The sequence below is a fragment of the Jiella flava genome, from assembly GCF_017349315.1.
In the GTDB taxonomy this organism is placed as follows: domain Bacteria; phylum Pseudomonadota; class Alphaproteobacteria; order Rhizobiales; family Rhizobiaceae; genus Jiella; species Jiella flava.
Window position 1 is genome coordinate 211,020 of the sequence record NZ_JAFMPP010000006.1, and the last position, 19,878, is coordinate 230,897.

A 19,878-nucleotide genomic window follows, 5' to 3' on the forward strand; every position below is an offset into this window, starting at 1 on the left:
AGCGTGATGACCTAACGCATTTCTTCCGGCGCATTGGCGCCGATCAGATCGAGACCGATGAAAAGCACGGTCGCGACAGCTTTGACGAGTCCAAGCCTCGCTATGGACAGTTTTGGCTCAGCTTGGTTAACAAAGCGTAACTGCGGCAAGTCTTTACCGCGGTTGTATTGCGCATGGAAGTCGGCCGCGAGGTCATTGAGATAGAACGCCAGCCGGTGTGGTTCCTTGGCATCGGCGGCCTGGCCGATCAGCCGCGGAAACTCCGCAAGCTTACGCAACAGACCGAGCTCGCCGACATCCTCAAGCCCGCCCAGCATCGCGACATCGGCCGCAGCAAAATCTGGCAGATCGATGCCCGCCTCGGCCGCCTGACGGAAGATCGCCGCGGCCCGGGCGTGGGCGTATTGAACGTAAAAGACCGGATTGTCCTTGGACTGCTCGGTGACCTTCTGGAAGTCGAAATCGAGCGGCGCGTCGCTTTTGCGGTAAAGCATCATGAACCGCACCGGGTCACGACCAACCTCCTCGACCACCTCGGCCAGGGTGACGAAATCGCCGGAGCGCTTCGACATCTTCACCGGTTCGCCATTGCGGTAGAGCTTGACGAGCTGGCAGAGGACGCAGTCGGCCACCGCCGCACCGCCGGAAATCGCCCGCGCCACGGCTTCCAAGCGCTTCACATAGCCGCCATGGTCAGCGCCGAGCACATAGACCATCTCGGCAAAGCCACGCTCGAACTTGTCTTTGAAATAAGCAACATCGGCGGCGAAATAGGTGTAGGCGCCGTTCGACTTGACGAGCGGCCGGTCCTGGTCGTCGCCGACATCGCTCGAGCGCAGCAAGGTCTGCTCGCGATCCTCCCAATCCTCCGGCGTCTGGCCCTTCGGCGGCGGCAGCGTGCCCTGATAGATAAAGCCCTTGGCCGTCAGATCGGCGATCGTGGCGGCGATCTTGCCGCCCTCGCCGGCATGCAGCGTGCGTTCGGAAAAGAACACGTCATGTTCAACGCCAAGCGTCTGCAGATCCGTCCGGATCATCGCCATCATCGCGTCGATCGCGCGGTCGCGGACGATCGGCAGCCACTCGGCTTCGTCCTTGCCGACGAGACGATCGCCGAACTCGGCCGCCAAGGCCTCGCCGACCGGCTTCAGATAGTCGCCGGGATAAAGACCCGCAGGGATTTCGCCGATCGCCTGACCAAGCGCCTCGCGGTAGCGCAGAAAGGCCGAACGGGCGAGGACGTTCACCTGCTCACCGGCGTCGTTGATGTAGTATTCCTTGGTGACGTCATTGCCGGCGAAGGCGAGCAGCCGGGCAATCACGTCGCCGACGACGGCGCCGCGCGTATGGCCGACATGCATCGGGCCGGTCGGATTGGCCGAGACATATTCGACATTGATTTTGCGCCCCGTCGGCGCGCCCCGGCCGTAATCGGCGCCGGCATTCAATAAGCCGGCGAGGTGGCGCGTCCAGAAGGCGGGCGTCAGCGTCAGATTGATGAAGCCAGGCCCGGCGATTGCGACGGTCTGAACATCCCCGTCATCGCCAAGCGTCGCCGCGATCTTCTCGGCCAGGTCGCGCGGCTTCATCCCCAGGCCCTTAGCGAGAACCATCGCCGCGTTGGTCGCAAGATCGCCATGGGCCGCATCGCGTGGCGGCTCAACGGTCACGCGAGACAGATCAACCTCTTCACCAGCGGAAACAATTGGTTCAACCGCTTTCTTGACCCGATCTTCGAAGTCGGCAAAGACGTTCATTCTCATTTCCTTTTCAGGGATCGACCTGCGACGCCCCTACGGCTCCGATCCGAACCGCTCGCGTCGATCCGGCGCGCACGCCCTGCTGAGACATCCCGGCGAACCCGCCTTCAGGCACGCCCGTCCGAAATCCAGATGTCGTGGCGCCTCTCAATTCGAGCCCGGCGGCTAGCGCAATTGCGGCACCGCGTCAAACAGACGCTGATATTCGGCGATGGCGTAGGTGTCGGTCATGCCGGAGAGATAGTCGGCAATCCGCCGCGCCAGCTTGTCGTCGGCGAGATCGCCAACGCCCAATGCCCAGTCGCGGGGCATCAGCTCCGGCCGCTCGACGAACCGGTCGAACAGCGCCTCCACCACCCGCTCGGCCTCGCACATCACCCGCATCACGCTTTCGCAGCGATAGACCTTACGGAAAAGGAAATGCCGGGTTTGCGTCACCGCCCTCTCCATCGTCTCGGAAAAGCGCACCAACTGCCGGCCGGCATCGCGCACCGCGTCGGCGCTTTGCGGGGCTGCGCGCTCCAGCTCGGCATTGGTGGTGCCGATGACGTCCTCGACGAGGCGGGTGATATGGCGGCGCATGATTTCGTGCACCGTGCGCGAATGATCGAGCCCGGGATAGCGCTCGCGCACGTCGCGAAAGATCGAGCCGGCCAGGTCCAGCTCTTCGATATCGCAAAGGTTGATCAGACCGGCCCGCAGGCCGTCGTCGAGATCGTGAGTGTTGTAGGCGATATCATCGGAGATCGCGGCACATTGCGCCTCGAGATCGGCGAAGCGATCGAGCCCGAGCGGAAAAGACGCGTCGAAATCGAGGATCGGGCGCGGCACCGGATGGGACTTGGCGGCGTTCGGCCCGGTTAGCGGACCATTGTGCTTGACGAGACCTTCCAGCGTCTCGAAGGCGAGGTTGAGGCCGTCGAAATCGGCATAGCGCGATTCCAGCGTGGTGACGATGCGCAGCGACTGGGCGTTGTGCTCGAAGCCGCCATAGGCCTGCATGCGGCGGTCGAGAGCCCGCTCGCCGGCATGGCCGAAGGGGGTATGGCCGAAATCATGAACCAGCGCGACCGCCTCGGTCAGATCCTCGTCCAGCCGAAATGCCCGCGCCAGGGCCCGGGCGATTTGCGAGACCTCGATCGTGTGAGTCAGCCGGGTGCGAAAGTGATCACCCTCGTACGGCACGAAAACTTGTGTCTTATGCTTGAGGCGGCGAAAGGCGGCGGAATGGACGATCCGATCGCGGTCCCGTTGAAACGGCGTCCGGGTCGGGCTGTCCGACTCTGGCACCACACGGCCGCGCGAGACACCGGGCTGTTCAGCGTAGGCCGCCCGCCCGATCTGTCCGCACCCGGTTTGGAACGCCTGCGCGGTCCCGCCCATGGATCGACGCCTCCCTGTCCGTCTCGTCGGCTGTCGGTCTCGCGTGCCGTGCATCCGGCGGGACGCACCAAGGACACGCACTGTTATTGAGTCTGCGCATCGGGCTTGCCGAAAATCGATTCCGATTTTTGGGCCGATACTGTAGCAATTGACCGGCCACCTCTGCGTCCATAACTAATGGACCGGACGCAAACAAGGAGCGGCGCAAGGCAGAGATGCCGCGTCGTCGATCAGATGAGCGAGACAGTTGCCCAGCCTGTCACCCTTTCGACCAGCGCCGTCAAGCGCATCTCGTCGATCCTGGCGAAGAGCGACGGGCACCCCAGCCTGCGGATTTCCGTCGAAGGCGGCGGCTGCTCGGGCTTTTCCTACAAATATGATCTCACCGAAGCCCGTGAAGACGACGACCTCGTCATCGAAACCGACGGCGCCCGGGTGCTCGTCGATCCGGTCTCCCTGGTCTATCTCGAAGGATCGGTGGTCGATTTCGTCGACGATCTGATGGGGCAATCGTTCCAGATCCGCAATCCCAACGCCGTCGCCTCCTGCGGCTGCGGCACGAGCTTTTCGATCTGAGACGAAACCTGCCATGCTGATCGCCACCTGGAACATCAACGGCGTCAAGGCACGCATCGACGCGCTCGTCGCCTGGCTTGAGACGGCCGCTCCGGACATTGCCTGCCTGCAGGAGATCAAGAGCGTCGACGAGGGCTTTCCGCGCCAGGCGATCGAGGATCTCGGCTATCATGTCGAGACCCACGGCCAGAAGGGCTTCAACGGCGTCGCGCTGGTGTCGAAAGACAAGCCCGCCGAGGTGCTGCGCGGCCTGCCGGGCGACGACAGCGACGAGCAGGCGCGGTACATGGAAGGCTTGTGGTCGATCAACAGGCGCCGGCTGCGAGTCGCCTCGATCTATCTGCCGAACGGCAATCCGCTCGGAAGCGAGAAATTCCCCTACAAGCTCGCCTGGATGGACCGGCTGATCGCCCATGCCGAACGCCGTCTGCTGACCGAGGACGAGTTGGTTCTCGCCGGCGACTACAATGTCATCCCGATGCCGATCGACGCCGCTCATCCGAAAGACTGGGTGGATGATGCGCTGTTCCAGCCGGAAAGCCGCGGCGCCTGGCGCCGGCTGGTCAATCTCGGTCTCACCGACGCGCTGCGGGCAACGACGGATGCGGCAAAGACGTATACGTTCTGGGACTACCAGGCCGGCGCCTGGCAGAAGAACAACGGCATTCGCATCGATCACATGCTGATCTCGCCGGAGGTGCAGGATCGCCTCGTTTCGGTCGGGATCGAAAAGCATGTACGCGGCTGGGAAAAGCCGTCGGACCACGTGCCGGTGATGATCGAACTCGCCGCCTGATCGTCGAAGATCACAGGCGCGGTGCGAGCCCGCGCAGACACGCCGCCGGCCTGCGCGTCAGTTGTTGGCGCTGGCGACCGCGTTGCTCGCCGCCGCCACCTGCTGATCGGCATAGGCAAGCGCGGCGCGCCGCTCATCTTCGCTGGCCAGCGAGAAGGTTTCTTCCTGCAGCGGCCGGATCCAGGCCTGATCGCTCGGCCCGGCCTGGCGCATGGCGATCGTCAGCATGGCGAGGCCGCGCACATGCTCCGGCCGCATCGAGATCTTGTGCCCGTCGAAGAGCAGATAGCCGAGCAGCGCTTTGGCGCCGACATGTCCCTTTTGCGCGGCCAGCTTCAGCCAGCGCGCCGCCTGCCGGGGATTGGCGCGACCGCCCTCACCCTTCAACAGCATACGGCCGAGCTCGAACTGGGCTTTGGCGTCGCCGAAGAAGGAGGCGGCGTGGAAATAGAACTGGCGAGCCCGCGGCAGATCGATGGTCACCGGGCTGTTCGGAATGCCCTGGCGCAGGTAATCCGCCAGCGCGACCACGGCGCTCGCCACATAGGCGGCGTTGGAATAGCTGCCGGTCTCGTCGTCCTGATCGCGGACGATCTGCTCGAAGATCTTGAACGCCTCGTAGTCGTTTTCCGGCACGCCGTCGCCATCGGCATACATCTTGCCGAGCTTCCAGCGCGCGCCGGGATGACCCTTGTCGGCGGCATAGCGCAGGGCCTCGAAGGCCTCGAGCTTTTCGCCGCGCTGATAGGCCTTGAAGCCGAAGGAGAAGAGTTCCAGCGGCCCGGCATTGGGGTCGACCTGGGCCGCCGGATCGAGGGCAAAGCCGGGCCGGTCGGCGTAAAAGACCGCCGCGCCGACCACCAACGGGGCCAGGAGAAGCAGCTTAAATGTCCGCATAGCAATGCTTTTCCGCAGCGCCGCCCGGATGGGTCACCGCGCCCTTGCGGGCCGTGCCGACCTGTTGGGCGTATTTCCAGATCGCACCCGACGCATAATCGGTCTCGCGCGGCGTCCAATGGCGGCGCCGCTCGTCAAGTTCGGCATCGCTCAGTGCGACGTCCAAAGTTCCAACCACCGCGTCGAGGGTGATCATGTCCCCGTCTTCCAACAGACCGATTGGCCCACCAACGGCCGCTTCGGGGCCGACATGGCCGACGCAGAACCCTCGCGTCGCGCCCGAGAAACGTCCATCGGTGATCAACGCGACTTTATCGCCCATGCCTTGCCCGTAGAGTGCGGCGGTGGTGGCCAGCATCTCGCGCATCCCGGGGCCGCCTTTCGGCCCCTCGTAGCGGATGACGAGAACCTCGCCTTCCTTGTAGGAGCGATCGGACACAGCCTTGAAGCACTCTTCTTCGGAGTCGAAGCAGCGGGCGGGACCGGAGAATTTCAAATTCTTCATTCCCGCGACCTTCACGATCGCGCCGTCGGGGGCGAGGTTACCTTTGAGCCCAACGACGCCGCCGGTGGCGGTGATCGGATTGTCGGCCGAACGCACCACGTCCTGACGCGGATTCCAGGCTATCTTCTGCATGTTCTCGGCGAGCGTACGGCCGGTGACCGTCATGCAGTCACCGTGCAGATAGCCATGTTCGAACATCGTCTTCATGAGCAGCGGAATGCCGCCGGCCTCGAACATATCCTTGGCGACATATCGCCCACCCGGTTTGAGATCGGCGACGTAGGGCGTCTTCTTGAAGATCTCGGCGACGTCGAAGAGATCAAATTCGATGCCGCATTCATGGGCGATTGCCGGCAGATGCAGCGCGCCGTTGGTCGATCCGCCGGTCGCCGCAACGACGGCCGCGGCGTTTTCCAGCGACTTGCGGGTGACGATATCACGCGGCCGGATGTTGCGGGCGAGCAGCTCCATGACGGTTTCGCCGGAGGCGTAGCAAAACCGGTCGCGAATCTCGTAAGGCGCCGGCGCGCCGCAGGAATAGGGCAGCGCAAGGCCAATCGCCTCGGCGACCGTCGCCATGGTGTTGGCGGTGAACTGGGCCCCGCAGGAGCCGGCCGAGGGGCAGGCCACCTGCTCGATTTCATCGAGATCGTCATCCGACATGTCGCCGACGGAATGCTTGCCGACAGCCTCGAAAATGTCCTGAACGGTCACCTGCTGACCGCGAAAGTTCCCGGGCAGAATCGAGCCGCCGTAAATGAAGACCGACGGCACATTGAGCCGCACCATCGCCATCATCATGCCAGGGAGCGATTTGTCGCAGCCCGCGAGCCCCACGAGCGCATCGTAAGAATGGCCGCGCATGGTCAGCTCGACCGAATCGGCGATCAGATCGCGCGACACCAGAGACGACTTCATACCCTGGTGACCCATGGCGATGCCGTCGGTGACCGTGATGGTGCAGAATTCCCGCGGTGTCCCGCTGGCGGCCGCGACGCCTTTCTTGACGACCTGCGCCTGACGCATCAGCGCAATATTACAGGGCGCAGCCTCGTTCCAGCAGGAGGCGACGCCGACCAGCGGCTGGTGGATCTCTTCCTTCGAAAGGCCCATGGCATAGAGGTAGGAGCGATGCGGGGCCCGGGCCGGCCCTTCCGTCACATGGCGGCTTGGCAGCTTCGCCTTGTCGATGGTTTTCGCGTCCATGAAATCCCCCTCGTCACCCGGCCGTGCCCTTCTGCCGAGAACTCAGCCAAGGATTGAGGTGACGGTGTTTTGTGGCGGCAACGGGGCGCCGATCCCGCTGCCGAGACTATAGCCGGTGCATCGATGCAATAGTGTTGCCGCGAAATCACAGGCTTCATTTCGCGCGTCCCCGGGAAAGCTTAGCCGGCAGATGAAAAGGACGCGCCGCAGACCGGCACGCCCTTCGAATTGTCCTTGGCCGTTGGGGAAGCCGGGGCTATGCGCGCGCCCCGACCCGTCGATCAGAAGGAGATCTTCAGCGAGGCGTTCAGGCCATAGACCATGTCGTTGCCGACGGTCGCGTTGTAGTAGGAGCCTTTCGAAATCGACTGGCTGCCGTCGGTCCAGTAGCCGACCACCCCGCCAAAGCGGATGTCGACGGCCTTGGCCGGCTTGTAGGAGAGGCCGCCGACCAGCGTGTAGAGATCGGTATAGGTGGTCTCGGATCCGGTCGAGACGCCCCGATCGTACCCAACGCCGAGTGCCGCGGAGATCTGGTCGGTGAAGGCATGGCCGACGCCGATCTGCGCGGTGTAGCCGTCGCGCCAGTGATACGGCGCGTAGGAGGAGGATGAAATGCCGGCGGCGGCGTTGGAGATCGAGCTGACGGAGACCTGGTTGGTCGACCAGTCGGTCCAGCGGAACGAGCCAAGCACCAGCCAGCCCGGCGCGATGCCAGTCTGCGCCTTGATTTCCACAGACTGCGGGCTGATCGCTTCGCTGAGGAACGAATTGACCGGAATGACCGTGCCGGCCGGCAGCGTCGGAACGAGCGAGCTCAGGATCGTCACCGTGCCGTCGCCGGAGATGTCGTCGTGCTTCACCTCCGAGCGATACATCGCTTGAATGCGCAGGGCATATTCGGGGATCTCATAGGCAGCACCGATTCGGAAGCCGGGCTTGTAGGCGCCATCGCTCTCAACATCGATGCGGCTGGTCGCAACCGTGAACGGCACGCCGGGCGCGAGATAGGTCGAGCCGAGACTCGTCCCTTCGAAATGAAAGTCCTCGACGAAGGCGCCGCCGAGCAGGCTGTAGCGGCTCGAACCGGAGGTGTAGCTCAAGCGGCAGGTCAGGCCAAATTCGCTCGACTTGAAAGAGAGTTTCTGGACCCGCGCGATCGACGAGGCCGCGGCGAAATTGGTGCGATCGGCCGTCGACATGCTCTGAGTCGAGCTGACCTGAGCCGGCAGCGCGCCGCCCGGCAGCCCGGAGTAGTCGGCATTCGCCGCGAAGGGCTCGGTCGCCGTGCCGGCGCAGCCGATCATGTCGTTGCCGACCGCGACCGCATAGCTTGGGATCCCGTAATCGCCGGTATAGGTCGAGTAGTCGCCGTCGACCCCGTTAAGCGAGGTGAAACCGCGCTGCGGGTCGATATAGGTGATGCTGGCCCGGGAATTGACCGTACCGGGCTCAAACAGAATGTCAGTATCGGCCGTGCCGCGCTGGAAGCCGCCGGCCAGCGCGCTGCTGCCGGAAAGAGCCACGACAAGCGCGGCGATTGAAATGCGTTTACGGGCCAGTCCCATGAATTCCCCCCGATTCCATAGTGCAGCCGACCAAATTTGCAGGCCGGAAACACCGTCCATACGAACAAGCATAAGCGAAAAGCCAAGGCTTGGGTATCGTCACAGAACCAGTCGAACGACTTATGACTTCCAGGTAAAATCATATGAATATAAATAGATTCACAAAAATTATTTTCCTCTCAAAATAAACGTATTTTTTAAACTGCGACATCGGCGCATCGGCAGGGCGGCACTCTCCCTTCTCCCTGCGATCTCGCCGCGCATTTTGCAACACGCGTGGCCGAAATGTGACAAATTTGGAAACTTACGCATACGTCAACGTTATTCGCGAAAGCATTCCGCGAAAGATCACAACAACATCTGCTTGAAAAACATGCGCAACTAGCATCTGAATCCCGACGCAACTGCCAAGCGCCCGACGCCGTCAAGGACAAGGCCGGCCGCGAACCCCACGATGGAGCACGCGAGAAGCCGGCGATCGGTGGCTACAGCATCGGCCCGAAAATCGGAATCGGTTTTCGGCAAAGCACGATGCGTCGATTCAAAGGGTGAGAGCGACCTTCCCATTCCGAAAAGGAAGCACCAACCAAATCAAGACAGGCGCCGGTCGGCGCCCCTCTCCGCTGCAATCGCCGAACGGCCAAGCAAACGATCAATCGGAGTCGCTCGCAGGCGTCACGATGCGGCCGGCTTCGAACCGCCCGAGCCGCTTGATCTCCCAGTCGAGGACAATGCCGGAGGTCTGAAGCACCCGCCGCCGCACCGTCTCGCCAAGCGTCTCCAGATCGAAGCCGGTGGCATCGCCGGTGTTGATCATGAAGTTGCAGTGCATCTCGGACATCTGCGCACCGCCGATCGTCAGCCCGCGGCAGCCGGCCTTGTCGATCTCTTTCCACGCCGAGCTTTGCGGCGGGTTTTTGAAGGTCGAGCCACCGGTCTTTTCGCGAATCGGCTGGACGCTCTCGCGATGGGTCTGCACCTCGTCCATCTTGGCGCGGATCTCCAACGGCTCGCAGCGATAGCCCTCGAACACCGCTGCGGTGAAGATCAGCCCTTCCGGCGCGCTGGCGTGGCGATAGCTGTAGCCCATGTCGGCGTTCGACAGGACATGGCGACGGCCGTGGCGATCGACGGCGTGAACTTCGACCACCCGCTCGACCGTCTCGACACCATTGGCGCCGGCATTCATGCGCAACGCACCACCGACGGCACCAGGAATGCCATGATAGAAATGAAACCCGCCGATCCCGGCATCGAGCGCCGATGCGGCGAGCCGCTTGTCGGGGATCGCGGCCCCGGCGCGAATCCGCGTCTGCGAGATCTGTTCCGCCGCGCCGAACCCCTTGGCCGAGAGCCGGATCACCACACCTTCGATCCCGCCGTCGCGCACCAACAGATTCGATCCGACGCCGACGACGAGAACCGGAATCTCCTCGGGCAGCCGCTGAAGGAACAGGATGAGATCGTCCTCATCGGCCGGCTGAAAAAACAGGTCCGCCGGCCCGCCCACCTGAAACCAGGTGAGCTTGCGCATCGGGGCATCGGGCGTCAACCGCCCGCGAATGCCCGACAACCGGTCGCCAAGCCGATCGAGCAGCGTCACTGAGCGCCTCCCTCGGCGCCGAGCCCGAGAGCGGTCAGTTCCTGCGGCAACGCATAGGCCCATTGGGTGATTGAACCGGCGCCGAGGCAAATCACCATGTCGCCCGGCTCCGCCACCTGCTTGACCAACGGCGCGATCTCCTTCGGCCCATCGATCAACCGCGCGTCGCGATGGCCGCCGAGCTTCAGCCGCTCGACCAGCATTTCGGAATTGACGAACTCGATTGGCTCCTCGCCGGCGGCATAGACCGGCGCGATGATCACCGTGTCGGCATCGTTGAAGCAGGAGGCGAAATCGGAAAACAGCGCCTGCAGGCGGCTGTAGCGGTGAGGCTGGACGACGGCGATGACGCGGCCAGTCGCCGAGGAGCGGGCCGCCGAGAGCACCGCGCGGATCTCCACCGGATGATGGCCGTAGTCGTCGTAGACGGCGACGCCGCCGATGGTGCCAGTCAAGGTGAAGCGCCGCTTCACGCCGCCAAAGCCCGCCAGCCCCTTGCGGATCGCCTCGGCGGGAATACCCAAACGATGGGCGACCGCGATCGCCGCCGTGGCGTTGGAGACGTTATGGCGGCCGGGCATCGGCAGCGCGAGATCAGGAATCTTCTCGACCGCCCCGCTGACGCGGTCGCGCATGGTCACCTCGAACAGCGAGCGTCCCGGCTCGAACCGAACGTTTTCGATCCGCACGTCGGCCTGCAGGTTTTCGCCATAAGTGATGACCCGGCGGTCCTCGATCTCACCCACGAGGGTCTGCACCTCGGGATGATCGAGGCACATCACCGCAAAACCGTAGAAGGGAACGTTTTCGACGAACGCGCGAAAGGCTGCCCGCACCGCGTCGAAGGTGCCGTAGTGATCGAGATGTTCCGGATCGATATTGGTCACCACCGCCACATCGGCCGGCAGTTTTAAAAAGGTGCCGTCGCTTTCGTCGGCCTCGACCACCATCCAGTCGCCATCGCCCATACGGGCATTGGTGCCGTAGGCGTTGATGATGCCGCCATTGACGACGGTCGGATCCATGCCGCCGGCATCGAGCAGTGTCGCCACCATCGAGGTGGTCGTCGTCTTGCCATGGGTGCCGCCGATGGCGATCGCCTGGCGAAACCGCATCAGCTCGGCGAGCATTTCGGCGCGGCGCACGATCGGCAAGAGGCGCTCGCGCGCCGCCGAAAGCTCCGGATTGGAGCGGCGGATCGCGGTCGAGACCACGACGACCTCGGCACTGCCGAGATTATCGGCGGAATGGCCGATATGGATCGTCGCGCCCTTTTCGCGCAGACGCAGAACGTTGGCATTTTCGCTCTGGTCAGAGCCCTGAACCGTATAGCCGAGATTGATCAGCACTTCGGCGATGCCGCTCATGCCGATGCCACCGATTCCGATGAAATGAACCGGCCCGATATTCGGTGGCATCTTCATGGTTGATCCCCGCGTTTTGCAACGAATTGTCAGTCTTGATCCTGGGCGCCGGGCATAGACGCTACGAGATCGGCGAGCAAGGCGGCGGCATTCGGAACGCCGGTTGCCTTGGCGGCGGTCGCCATCGCCTCCGCTCGGCTCGGATCGCCGGCAATCGCTTCGATGAAGCCCGCGAGACGCTCGGGCGACAGATCCTTTTGCGCACACACGATCGCACCGCCTTCCGCCGCGAGTTTCGCAGCATTGGCAGCCTGATCATGATCGAGCGCATAGGGATAGGGCACGAGAATGGCGGGACGGCCGATCACCGCGATTTCCGACACGGTCGACGCGCCGGAGCGGCTGACGACGAGATGCGCCGCACCGATCCGCGCCGCCATGTCGGTGAAGAAGGGCGAGACATCAGCCGCGACGCCGCGCTCGGCATAAAAGGCGCGGACCGTCGCCTCGTCCTCGCGGCGGGTTTGCTGGGTGACCTGCAAGCGCCTGCGGATCGCCGCCGGCAGCGCGTCGATCGCCTTGGGAAGCGCCTCGGAGAAGAACGATGCGCCCTGGCTGCCGCCGAACACGACGAGATTGAAGACCTCGCCCGCCCCCGGGGCCCGATAAGGCGTCTTGGCTGCCTCAAGCACCGCCGGACGGACGGGATTGCCGGTGACGGCGATCTTGCCCGCGAACGCCGGGGCCACATCGTCCTGTGGAATGCCTGCGGCGATGCGATCAACACGCGAAGCCAGGAACCGATTGGCGCGGCCCATCACGGCGTTCTGTTCGTGAATGATCGTCGGCCGCCCGGCTCGCGTCGCCGCCATCAGCGGCGGGACCGTCGGATAACCGCCGAAGCCGACCACCACCGCCGGGCGCAATCGACGAACGAGCGCTGCGGCCTCACGAAAGCCGCGCCAGAGCGTCCACAGCGTCTTGGCCATCGCCAGCGGATTTTTCGCGCCAAAAGTCGCCGAGCGGACGTGATGAACCGCCCCGACCGGAAAGCGGTCGGCAAACCGCCCGGCCCGATCATCGGTGACCAACTCGACGGTGAAGCCTCGCGCGATGAGCTCATGGGCAAGCGCTTCGGCCGGAAACAAATGGCCGCCGGTGCCGCCGGCGGCAAGAAGAATGGTCGTCATGCACGCTCGTCGAAGGTGAGATGAAGCTTTGAGAATACGAAGCACACGACAAGCACCTTACGGCCACTCTCGCAAGAGCCGTGATGGGCGATCAGACAAGCCGGCCGAAACGAGGGTCTGGACGCGCCTCAGCGCGCGCGACGAGTGTCGACGCGGCGCCGCACCTTGGCCCGGATCGCCACCCGCCGGGCGTCCCGCCAAGCGACAGCCGCAAGCACCAGTGCGCTGGCAGGAATGATCGCCATCAAAAGCGCCGTTTCCAAAGTGCTCATCGGTCAAGCTCCTTCAGTGAGCATCATATCGTCTATCTAGTCATGAACACTCGTCAAAGCCAACATCGGGCAAAAGTGGTCAAAGCCAGAGCCGAGAGCATGGAGATGCAACGCCCCGTCTGCGGCATGGTTCATGCGCCATGCAGGACCATGGTGCGCTGCACGAGCTGGTCGGTGTAGGATCGATTTTCCGCTCGCTTGCGGGTGAGCGCCAGCAAGAACCCGGCCGACAGCGCGATCGCCATCATCGACGAGCCGCCATAGGAGATGAACGGCAGCGTCATGCCCTTGGCCGGCATCAGCTGCAGGTTCACCGACATGTTGATGATCGACTGCAGGCCGAAAATGAAGACGAGACCGCTGATCGCCAGGCGAACGAATGGATCGCGCTGTTTCAGCGCCACCGACAGGCCGCGCAGGACGATGAACGCGAAGATCGCCGCCAAGGCGATGCAGGCGATGATGCCGAACTCTTCCGCAAGCACCGAGAAGGCAAAGTCGGTGTGGCTGTCCGGGAGCAACCGCTTCACGGTGCCCTCGCCCGGTCCCTTGCCGAACCAGCCGCCATTCAGGATCGCTTCCTTGGCGCGGTCGGTCTGGAAAGTGTCGCCCTGGCCGGTCCAAAAGCGGTTGATGCGGCTCGCCACGTGCGGGAAGACGAAATAAGCCCCCGCCGCGCCGACCACGCCGACACCGCCGAGCACCATGATCCAAAGCCAGGACAGCCCGGCCATGAACACCAGGCCGCCCCAGGAGGTCGAGACCAGCATCGTCTGGCCGAGGTCAGGCTGGGCCACCAGCAAGGCGGTGACGATCAACAGCAAGATCAGAGCGTAGAGATTGCCCGGCACGTCGGCCCGCTTGACCTTTTCCGCCAGAAGCCAGGCGCAGATCACGATGAAGCACGGCTTCATGAATTCCGAGGGCTGGATGTTGAGCGGGCCGATGTCGATCCAGCGCCGCGCGCCTTTGATCTCGGCGCCGAAAAACAGCGCCGCGACCATCAAGACGAGTGAGACGATCAGGATGATGAAGGAGGCACGCCGCACGCCGCGCGGCGTCAGCAGCGAGGCGCCGAACATCACCATTGCCGATGGGATAAGAAACAGCGCGTGCCGCTTGACAAAGTGGAAGGGGTCGAGGCCGATCCGCTCGGCGACGGGCGGGCTGGCGGCAAAAGAAAGCATGACGCCGCCGACCAGCAGAATGACAAAGGCGGCCAGCAGCCATCGGTCGACACTGCGCCACCAGTCGGCAATCAGATTGCCGGTCATCCGCGTCGTCACAGTCGTGGTCATGAAATTCACCCGTGCGGTCCCTCGATACCGGGAAGAGCCGCCACCGCCGCTCGGAAGGCGTCGCCCCGGACTTCGAAATTACGAAACTGATCGAAGCTTGCGCAGGCCGGAGACAACAGAACCGCCGCGTCCTCGCCCGCTGCCTGCGCATCGGCCGCCGCATGCGCGACGGCAACCGACAGTGTGCCAGAAATTTCGTAAGGAATTCGTTCACCAAGAGTCGCGGCAAAGGCGGGCGCGGCCTCGCCGATCAGATAGGCCTTGGCGATGCGCGGAAAGAACGGCTTGAGCGCGGCGATACCGCCCTCTTTCGGCAGGCCGCCAGCGATCCAGTAGATGCGATGAAATGCCGCAAGTGCCGGCGCGGCGGCGTCGGCATTGGTGGCCTTGGAATCGTTGACGAACAGTACCGGCCCGGCGCGCCCCACCTCTTCCATGCGGTGGGCGAGCCCCGGAAAGCTCGCCAGCGCCCGCCCAATGGTCGCGTCGTCGACCTCAAGATTGGTCAGGACTGCGACGGCCGCCGCCGCATTTTGTGCATTGTGGCGGCCGCGCAACGAGCCGATCTGAGTGAGGTCAAACGCCGCCTTGGACGCGCCCGGCATATCGCGCAGGAGGCTTTGCCCGTCGAACCCGATGCCGCCGCTCACCGGCCCGGTCTGAGAGATCCGGGTGACGTGATGACCGTCGGATTCGAGCCCGGCCGCGATGTGGCGGCACGGCTCGGTGTCGACCCCGATCACCGCCATCGACGCGCCGGCGACCAGCCGTGCCTTGATCGCCGCGTAATTGCCCATCGAGCCGTGGCGATCGAGATGATCAGGCGAAAGGTTCAAAAGCACGCCGACAGTCGGATCGATCGTCGGGCTCAGGTCGATCTGATAGGAGGAGCATTCGACGACGTAATGCCGCTCCGGCTCGAGAGGATCGAGCGACAAGATGGCAACGCCGATATTGCCGCCAAGCTGGATGTCGCGCCCGGCGACCTTGAGACAGTGGGCGATCAGCGCCGTCGTCGTCGACTTGCCGTTGGTTCCGGTGATCGCCACGAAGGGAGCGGCCGGCGCGGCGGCGCGGCGTTCCTGGCAGAACAGCTCGATGTCGCCGATCACCGGCACGCCGTGGACGCGCGCCAGATCGACCGTCCAATGCGGCTTGGGATGGGTCAGCGGCACGCCCGGCGCGAGCACCAGCGCGGCAACAGCCGACCAATCGGCATTGCGCAGGTCGGCGATCGCAATGCCCTCGCCCATCGCCTTGTCGACGCTCGCCGGATTGTCGTCGAAGGCGACGACCTTGGCGCCACCGGCCACCAAGGCGCGGGCGGTCGCCATTCCCGAGCCCCCGAGACCGAAGAGCGCGACGTGTTTTCCGGCAAACGTCTCGACTGCGATCATCTGCCCTCACTCAGCGCAGTTTCAGGGTGGAGAGGCCGACAAAGGCCAACATGAAGGCGATGATCCAGAACCGCACCACCACCTGGCTCTCGGTCCAGCCGAGCTTTTCGAAATGGTGATGGATCGGCGCCATCAGGAAGACCCGCTTGCCGGTCAGCTTGAACGAGACGACCTGAATGATCACCGACATCGCCTCGATGACAAACAGGCCGCCGATAATGGCCAAGACGATCTCGTGCTTCGTCGCCACCGCGACCGTGCCGGTCATGCCGCCGAGCGCCAGCGAACCGGTGTCGCCCATGAAGATCGCCGCTGGCGGCGCGTTGAACCACAAAAAGCCGAGTCCGGCGCCGATCACCGCGCCGCAGAGCGGCGACAATTCGCCGGTGCCGGCGACATAGTGGATCTGCAGATAGTTCGAGAAGTTCACATTGCCGGAGATGTAGGCAATGAGGCCAAAAGCGGCGGCGGCAATCATGATCGGCACGATCGCCAGGCCATCGAGCCCGTCGGTCAGATTGACCGCATTGGCCGCGCCGACCACCACGAAGGCGCCGAACACCAGGTAGAACCAGCCGAGATCGAGCAGGACGCGCTTGATGAAGGGAAAGGCCAGCGACGTCGCGAAGCTTCCGGTGCCGGCATAGACGATCGCCCCCACCGCCAGGGCGGCGATGACGAATTCGATGGCAAGTCGTGCCTTACCGGAAAAGCCGAGATGGCTCTGCTTCGTCACTTTGAGATAGTCGTCGTAAAAGCCGATCGCGCCGAAGCCGACGGTGACGAGCAGCACTGTCCAGACATAGATGTTCTTCAGATCCGCCCAGAGCAACGTCGAGACGATCACCCCGGAGAGGATCATCAGGCCGCCCATCGTCGGCGTCCCGGCCTTTTTGAAGTGAGTCTGCGGCCCGTCGGCTCGAATCGGCTGACCGCGGCCCTGGCGCAGACGCAGCGCCGAAATGATCGCCGGCCCGAACAGGAACACCACGATGAAGCCCGTGATCATCGCCGCGCCGGTGCGGAAGGTGATGTAGCGAAAGACGTTGAGGATCGGGAAGACGTCGGCGAACTCTCCGAGATAGGCGATCATTCAGCCTCTCCACCGGCATCGACCTGGCCAGCGGCCACCATCTCGGCAGGCTTCACAGGTTCGGTGTCCTTGTCCTCGTAGCGTGACAGCAACGTTTCAACCAACGGGGAAAATCCTATACTCTTGGAGGCCTTGAAGAGGATGATGTCGCCGCTGCGCATCGTCTTGGACAATGCGGCGAGCAGTTCCTCGTTGTTTTCGTGCCATTGGCAGGTCAGAGCGCCGGCAAGAACGTCGTCGAGCGCCTTCATCTCATCGCCGGCGAGAAACACGACATCGACGCCGGCCGCAAGGATCGGCGTCTTGAGGTTGGCATGGAGCGTCGGCGACGTCGTGCCGAGTTCCAGCATGTCGCCGAGGACCGCGATCCGGCGCCCGCCCTGCCCGGGCTCGCCGCGCGCCAGCACATCCAGCGCCGCCCGCATCGAGGCGGGATTGGCGTTGTAGCTGTCGTCAATCAAGGTGGCGGTGCCACCCGTGGCGAGCTTTAGGCGATGACGGGCGCCCCGCCCCTTGACCGCCCGCCAGCTGGACAGCGCCGTGGCGACCCGCTCGACATCAGCCCCGATCCGCTGCGCCGCGCCGAGCACGGCAAGAACGTTCTGCGCCATATGGCGGCCGGGCGTTGCCAGGGAAAAGTGCAAACGCTCGCCCTCAATCTTGGCGTCGATCGACACGCCCTCGCGCGTTGCTTCGAACGCCATGAGGCGAAAGTCGGCGCGGCCGGCTTCGCCAAAGGTCTCGATCTTCGAGACGCCGGCCTTGCGGGCGTAATCGGCCAAGAGATCGGACTTCGGATCGTCGGCATTGAGGATCGCCGTGCCGCCGGGCACGACGCCTTCGAAAATCTCCGCCTTGGCGGCGGCAATCTCGTCGATGTCGCGGAAATGGCCGAGATGAGCCGGCGCGATCAGCGTGACAATAGCGACATGCGGCCGAACGAGCTTGACCAGCGGCCGAATCTCGTCCGGATGATTCATGCCGATCTCGAAAATGCCGAAATCGGCATCGGCCGGCAGTCGCGCCAGGGACAAGGGCACGCCCCAGTGATTGTTGAACGAGGCGGCACTGGCGTGGACGCTGCCGACGGCGCTGAGGCCATGGCGCAGCGCCTCCTTGGTGGTGGTCTTGCCGACACTGCCGGTCACCGCGACGATCTTCGCCTTGGCCCGCGCCCGCGAGGCTTCGGCCAGCCGCGTCAGCGCCTTCATCACATCGTCGACGACCAGCATCGGCACCTGCACCCGGCCGAGCGCCGGCAGCTTGTGCTCGGCGACGACATGCAAGGCGGCACCGGCGCGCTGGGCGGCGGTCAAGAACTCATGCCCGTCGAACCGCTCGCCCTTGATGGCAAAGAAGGCATCGCCCGCCTCAAGCGTGCGGGTGTCGATGGAGATGCCGCTCACCCCGCGCGGCAGCGGGCCCATCGGCCGCGCTTGCATCACATCCGAAAGGACGCTGGTCTCCCAAAGCATGTCACTCATTTCTGAAGCTCCGCGATCGCCGACCGCACTTCTTCGTGGTCACTAAAAGGATGCACGATGTCGCCGATCTTCTGGCCGGTTTCGTGTCCCTTTCCGGCGATGACGACAGTATCCCCCGAAATCGCCGTGCGGATGGCTTGGCGGATCGCCTCGCGGCGATCTGCGATCTCTCTGGCGCCCGGCGCCGCGGCCATGATGGCGGCGCGAATCGACGCCGCATCCTCCGAACGCGGATTGTCGTCGGTGACGAAGACGGCATCGGCAAGGCGGCTGGCGATTTCGCCCATCATCGGCCGCTTGGCCCGATCGCGATCACCGCCGCAGCCGACCACAACGAGGATCTTGCCGGTGGTGAACGGGCGCACCGACGACAGGACGTTTTCCAGCGCTTCCGGCTTGTGGGCGTAGTCGACGAACACCGGCACACCCGCCGGCGTCGTGCCCGTCAATTCCAGGCGACCGGCGGCGCCTTCGAGGCTTTCGAGCGCCGCCAACGCGTCAACGACCGGAACGCCGGTGGCGATTGCCAAGCCGGCTGAGACCAGTGCGTTCGACATTTGAAAACTGCCGGCAAGCGGCAGCGCGATCCGATAGATCCGCCCCTCTGCCGCGATCTCGGCGATCTGGCGGCTGCGCTCGTGTTCGAGCCGCTTCAAGGTGAGGAATGTGCCCTTGCGCCCGGTGGTCATCACCCGTGCCGACATCTTGGTCGCCACGTCGATCGCCCGCCCCGACCAGACATCGTCGGCATTGATCACCGCTGCCCCGCCCTTCGGCAAGAGGGTGGTGAAGAGGCGCATCTTGGCCTGGAAATAGCTCTCGGGATCCGGGTGATAGTCGAAATGATCATGGCCGAGATTGGTAAAGGCGGCGGCTTCGATCCGCACGCCTTCGAGCCGCCGCTGGTCGAGACCGTGGCTGGAGGCCTCCATCGCCGCATGGGTAACACCGTCCTCGGCGAGCTGCGCCATCAGCTGCGCGAGAGCCACGGGGTCCGGCGTCGTCAACGTGCCTTCGACGATGCGCTTGCGCGAGACGACGCCGATGGTGCCGATCGAAGCGGCGACTTGACCGGTCTTCTCCCAGATCTGGCGGGTGAACGTCGCGATCGAGGTCTTGCCGGCCGTGCCGGTGACGGCAACGATGTGCTCCGGCTGCCGACCGAAGAAGCGCGCAGCCATCACCGCCAGGGCGTGACGGGCGTCGTCGCAGCGAACGACCGGTAGCGACGTTGCGATCGACACGCCGTTTCGGCACAACACCGCGACGGCACCATTCGCCTCGGCCTGGCTGGCAAAGGCCGCGCCATCGACCTTGACGCCCGGCAGCGCGGCAAACAGCGCCCCGGGCACCACCGCCCGCGAGTCGGCGGTCAGAACCGTAATGTCGGGATCGGCGCTGCGATCGATAACGCCGAGCCCCTGTGCGAGATGGGAAAGCTGCATGGCCATCGTCCTTGCCCCGTCGACGTCCGGAAAAGCACAAG

The 19,878-nt window shown here is 64.1% G+C and carries 16 protein-coding genes; 2 read left to right on the top strand and 14 right to left on the bottom strand.

From position 1 onward, the window contains the following. Positions 1 to 11: 11 nt before the first annotated feature. Positions 12 to 1,757 (bottom strand): arginine--tRNA ligase, encoded by a 1,746-nt coding sequence (gene argS, locus J1C48_RS09315; protein ID WP_207257562.1) that lies wholly within the window; start codon positions 1,755 to 1,757, stop codon positions 12 to 14. Between the two features lie 168 nt (positions 1,758 to 1,925). Then, entirely contained in the window at positions 1,926 to 3,143 is a 1,218-nt protein-coding gene (locus tag J1C48_RS09320; protein ID WP_207257563.1) for a deoxyguanosinetriphosphate triphosphohydrolase, read from the bottom strand. A gap of 234 nt (positions 3,144 to 3,377) precedes the next feature. Here J1C48_RS09320 and erpA point away from each other — a divergent pair, with 234 nt between their 5' ends. Next, the gene (erpA, locus tag J1C48_RS09325) at positions 3,378 to 3,719 is read left to right on the top strand and encodes an iron-sulfur cluster insertion protein ErpA (protein WP_207257564.1); all 342 of its coding nucleotides are present in this window, start codon (positions 3,378 to 3,380) and stop codon (positions 3,717 to 3,719) included. A gap of 13 nt (positions 3,720 to 3,732) precedes the next feature. Then, on the top strand, positions 3,733 to 4,515 hold the full coding sequence (gene xth, locus J1C48_RS09330; RefSeq protein WP_207257565.1) for an exodeoxyribonuclease III: 783 nt from the start codon (positions 3,733 to 3,735) through the stop codon (positions 4,513 to 4,515). Between the two features lie 57 nt (positions 4,516 to 4,572). Here xth and J1C48_RS09335 read toward each other — a convergent pair whose 3' ends face one another. From J1C48_RS09335 to J1C48_RS09390, 12 genes are all read right to left on the bottom strand, one after another. Continuing rightward, positions 4,573 to 5,412, bottom strand: coding sequence for a tetratricopeptide repeat protein (locus tag J1C48_RS09335; RefSeq protein WP_207257566.1), 840 nt, complete (start codon positions 5,410 to 5,412; stop codon positions 4,573 to 4,575). After that, on the bottom strand, positions 5,399 to 7,123 hold the full coding sequence (gene ilvD, locus J1C48_RS09340) for a dihydroxy-acid dehydratase (RefSeq protein WP_207257567.1): 1,725 nt from the start codon (positions 7,121 to 7,123) through the stop codon (positions 5,399 to 5,401). Before ilvD ends, J1C48_RS09335 begins: the two co-directional genes overlap by 14 nt. A 281-nt stretch (positions 7,124 to 7,404) precedes the next feature. Continuing rightward, on the bottom strand, positions 7,405 to 8,691 hold the full coding sequence (locus J1C48_RS09345; RefSeq protein ID WP_207257568.1) for an outer membrane protein transport protein: 1,287 nt from the start codon (positions 8,689 to 8,691) through the stop codon (positions 7,405 to 7,407). Positions 8,692 to 9,343: 652 nt separating this feature from the next. Then, positions 9,344 to 10,357: a UDP-N-acetylmuramate dehydrogenase gene (gene murB / locus J1C48_RS09350; RefSeq protein ID WP_207257569.1), complete on the bottom strand. Its 1,014-nt coding sequence runs from the start codon at positions 10,355 to 10,357 to the stop codon at positions 9,344 to 9,346. After that, positions 10,291 to 11,718: a UDP-N-acetylmuramate--L-alanine ligase gene (gene murC, locus J1C48_RS09355; RefSeq protein WP_207257570.1), complete on the bottom strand. Its 1,428-nt coding sequence runs from the start codon at positions 11,716 to 11,718 to the stop codon at positions 10,291 to 10,293. The genes murB and murC overlap by 67 nt, the downstream gene beginning before the upstream one ends. Before the next feature lie 29 nt (positions 11,719 to 11,747). Further along, positions 11,748 to 12,848: an undecaprenyldiphospho-muramoylpentapeptide beta-N-acetylglucosaminyltransferase gene (gene murG, locus J1C48_RS09360; RefSeq protein ID WP_207257571.1), complete on the bottom strand. Its 1,101-nt coding sequence runs from the start codon at positions 12,846 to 12,848 to the stop codon at positions 11,748 to 11,750. Positions 12,849 to 12,976: 128 nt separating this feature from the next. Next, complete coding sequence (locus J1C48_RS09365) at positions 12,977 to 13,120, bottom strand: hypothetical protein (protein ID WP_207257572.1); 144 nt, start codon at positions 13,118 to 13,120, stop codon at positions 12,977 to 12,979. A 131-nt stretch (positions 13,121 to 13,251) separates the two neighbouring features. Next, positions 13,252 to 14,406, bottom strand: a complete 1,155-nt coding sequence (gene ftsW / locus J1C48_RS09370) for a putative lipid II flippase FtsW (RefSeq protein ID WP_425523493.1) — start codon at positions 14,404 to 14,406, stop codon at positions 13,252 to 13,254. Between the two features lie 17 nt (positions 14,407 to 14,423). Then, positions 14,424 to 15,815, bottom strand: a complete 1,392-nt coding sequence (gene murD / locus J1C48_RS09375) for a UDP-N-acetylmuramoyl-L-alanine--D-glutamate ligase (protein WP_207257573.1) — start codon at positions 15,813 to 15,815, stop codon at positions 14,424 to 14,426. 10 nt (positions 15,816 to 15,825) lie between these two features. Next, entirely contained in the window at positions 15,826 to 16,908 is a 1,083-nt protein-coding gene (mraY, locus tag J1C48_RS09380) for a phospho-N-acetylmuramoyl-pentapeptide-transferase (RefSeq protein WP_207257574.1), read from the bottom strand. Then, entirely contained in the window at positions 16,905 to 18,392 is a 1,488-nt protein-coding gene (locus tag J1C48_RS09385; protein WP_207257575.1) for a UDP-N-acetylmuramoylalanyl-D-glutamyl-2,6-diaminopimelate--D-alanyl-D-alanine ligase, read from the bottom strand. The genes mraY and J1C48_RS09385 overlap by 4 nt, the downstream gene beginning before the upstream one ends. Beyond that, positions 18,389 to 19,837: a UDP-N-acetylmuramoyl-L-alanyl-D-glutamate--2,6-diaminopimelate ligase gene (locus tag J1C48_RS09390; protein WP_207257576.1), complete on the bottom strand. Its 1,449-nt coding sequence runs from the start codon at positions 19,835 to 19,837 to the stop codon at positions 18,389 to 18,391. The genes J1C48_RS09385 and J1C48_RS09390 overlap by 4 nt, the downstream gene beginning before the upstream one ends. Positions 19,838 to 19,878 lie beyond the last annotated feature (41 nt).

What these genes read in the sequence shown, in the direction of transcription:
- xth (WP_207257565.1), top strand. Translation starts at nt 3,733, where the DNA reads ATGCTGATCGCCACCTGGAACATCAACGGCGTCAAGGCACGCATCGAC.
- J1C48_RS09320 (WP_207257563.1), bottom strand. Translation starts at nt 3,143, where the DNA reads ATGGGCGGGACCGCGCAGGCGTTCCAAACCGGGTGCGGACAGATCGGG.
- J1C48_RS09365 (WP_207257572.1), bottom strand. Translation starts at nt 13,120, where the DNA reads ATGAGCACTTTGGAAACGGCGCTTTTGATGGCGATCATTCCTGCCAGC.
- J1C48_RS09390 (WP_207257576.1), bottom strand. Translation starts at nt 19,837, where the DNA reads ATGCAGCTTTCCCATCTCGCACAGGGGCTCGGCGTTATCGATCGCAGC.
- ilvD (WP_207257567.1), bottom strand. Translation starts at nt 7,123, where the DNA reads ATGGACGCGAAAACCATCGACAAGGCGAAGCTGCCAAGCCGCCATGTG.
- mraY (WP_207257574.1), bottom strand. Translation starts at nt 16,908, where the DNA reads ATGATCGCCTATCTCGGAGAGTTCGCCGACGTCTTCCCGATCCTCAAC.
- murG (WP_207257571.1), bottom strand. Translation starts at nt 12,848, where the DNA reads ATGACGACCATTCTTCTTGCCGCCGGCGGCACCGGCGGCCATTTGTTT.
- J1C48_RS09335 (WP_207257566.1), bottom strand. Translation starts at nt 5,412, where the DNA reads ATGCGGACATTTAAGCTGCTTCTCCTGGCCCCGTTGGTGGTCGGCGCG.
- murB (WP_207257569.1), bottom strand. Translation starts at nt 10,357, where the DNA reads ATGGGCCTATGCGTTGCCGCAGGAACTGACCGCTCTCGGGCTCGGCGC.
- argS (WP_207257562.1), bottom strand. Translation starts at nt 1,757, where the DNA reads ATGAACGTCTTTGCCGACTTCGAAGATCGGGTCAAGAAAGCGGTTGAA.
- murD (WP_207257573.1), bottom strand. Translation starts at nt 15,815, where the DNA reads ATGATCGCAGTCGAGACGTTTGCCGGAAAACACGTCGCGCTCTTCGGT.
- J1C48_RS09345 (WP_207257568.1), bottom strand. Translation starts at nt 8,691, where the DNA reads ATGGGACTGGCCCGTAAACGCATTTCAATCGCCGCGCTTGTCGTGGCT.
- murC (WP_207257570.1), bottom strand. Translation starts at nt 11,718, where the DNA reads ATGAAGATGCCACCGAATATCGGGCCGGTTCATTTCATCGGAATCGGT.
- erpA (WP_207257564.1), top strand. Translation starts at nt 3,378, where the DNA reads ATGAGCGAGACAGTTGCCCAGCCTGTCACCCTTTCGACCAGCGCCGTC.
- J1C48_RS09385 (WP_207257575.1), bottom strand. Translation starts at nt 18,392, where the DNA reads ATGAGTGACATGCTTTGGGAGACCAGCGTCCTTTCGGATGTGATGCAA.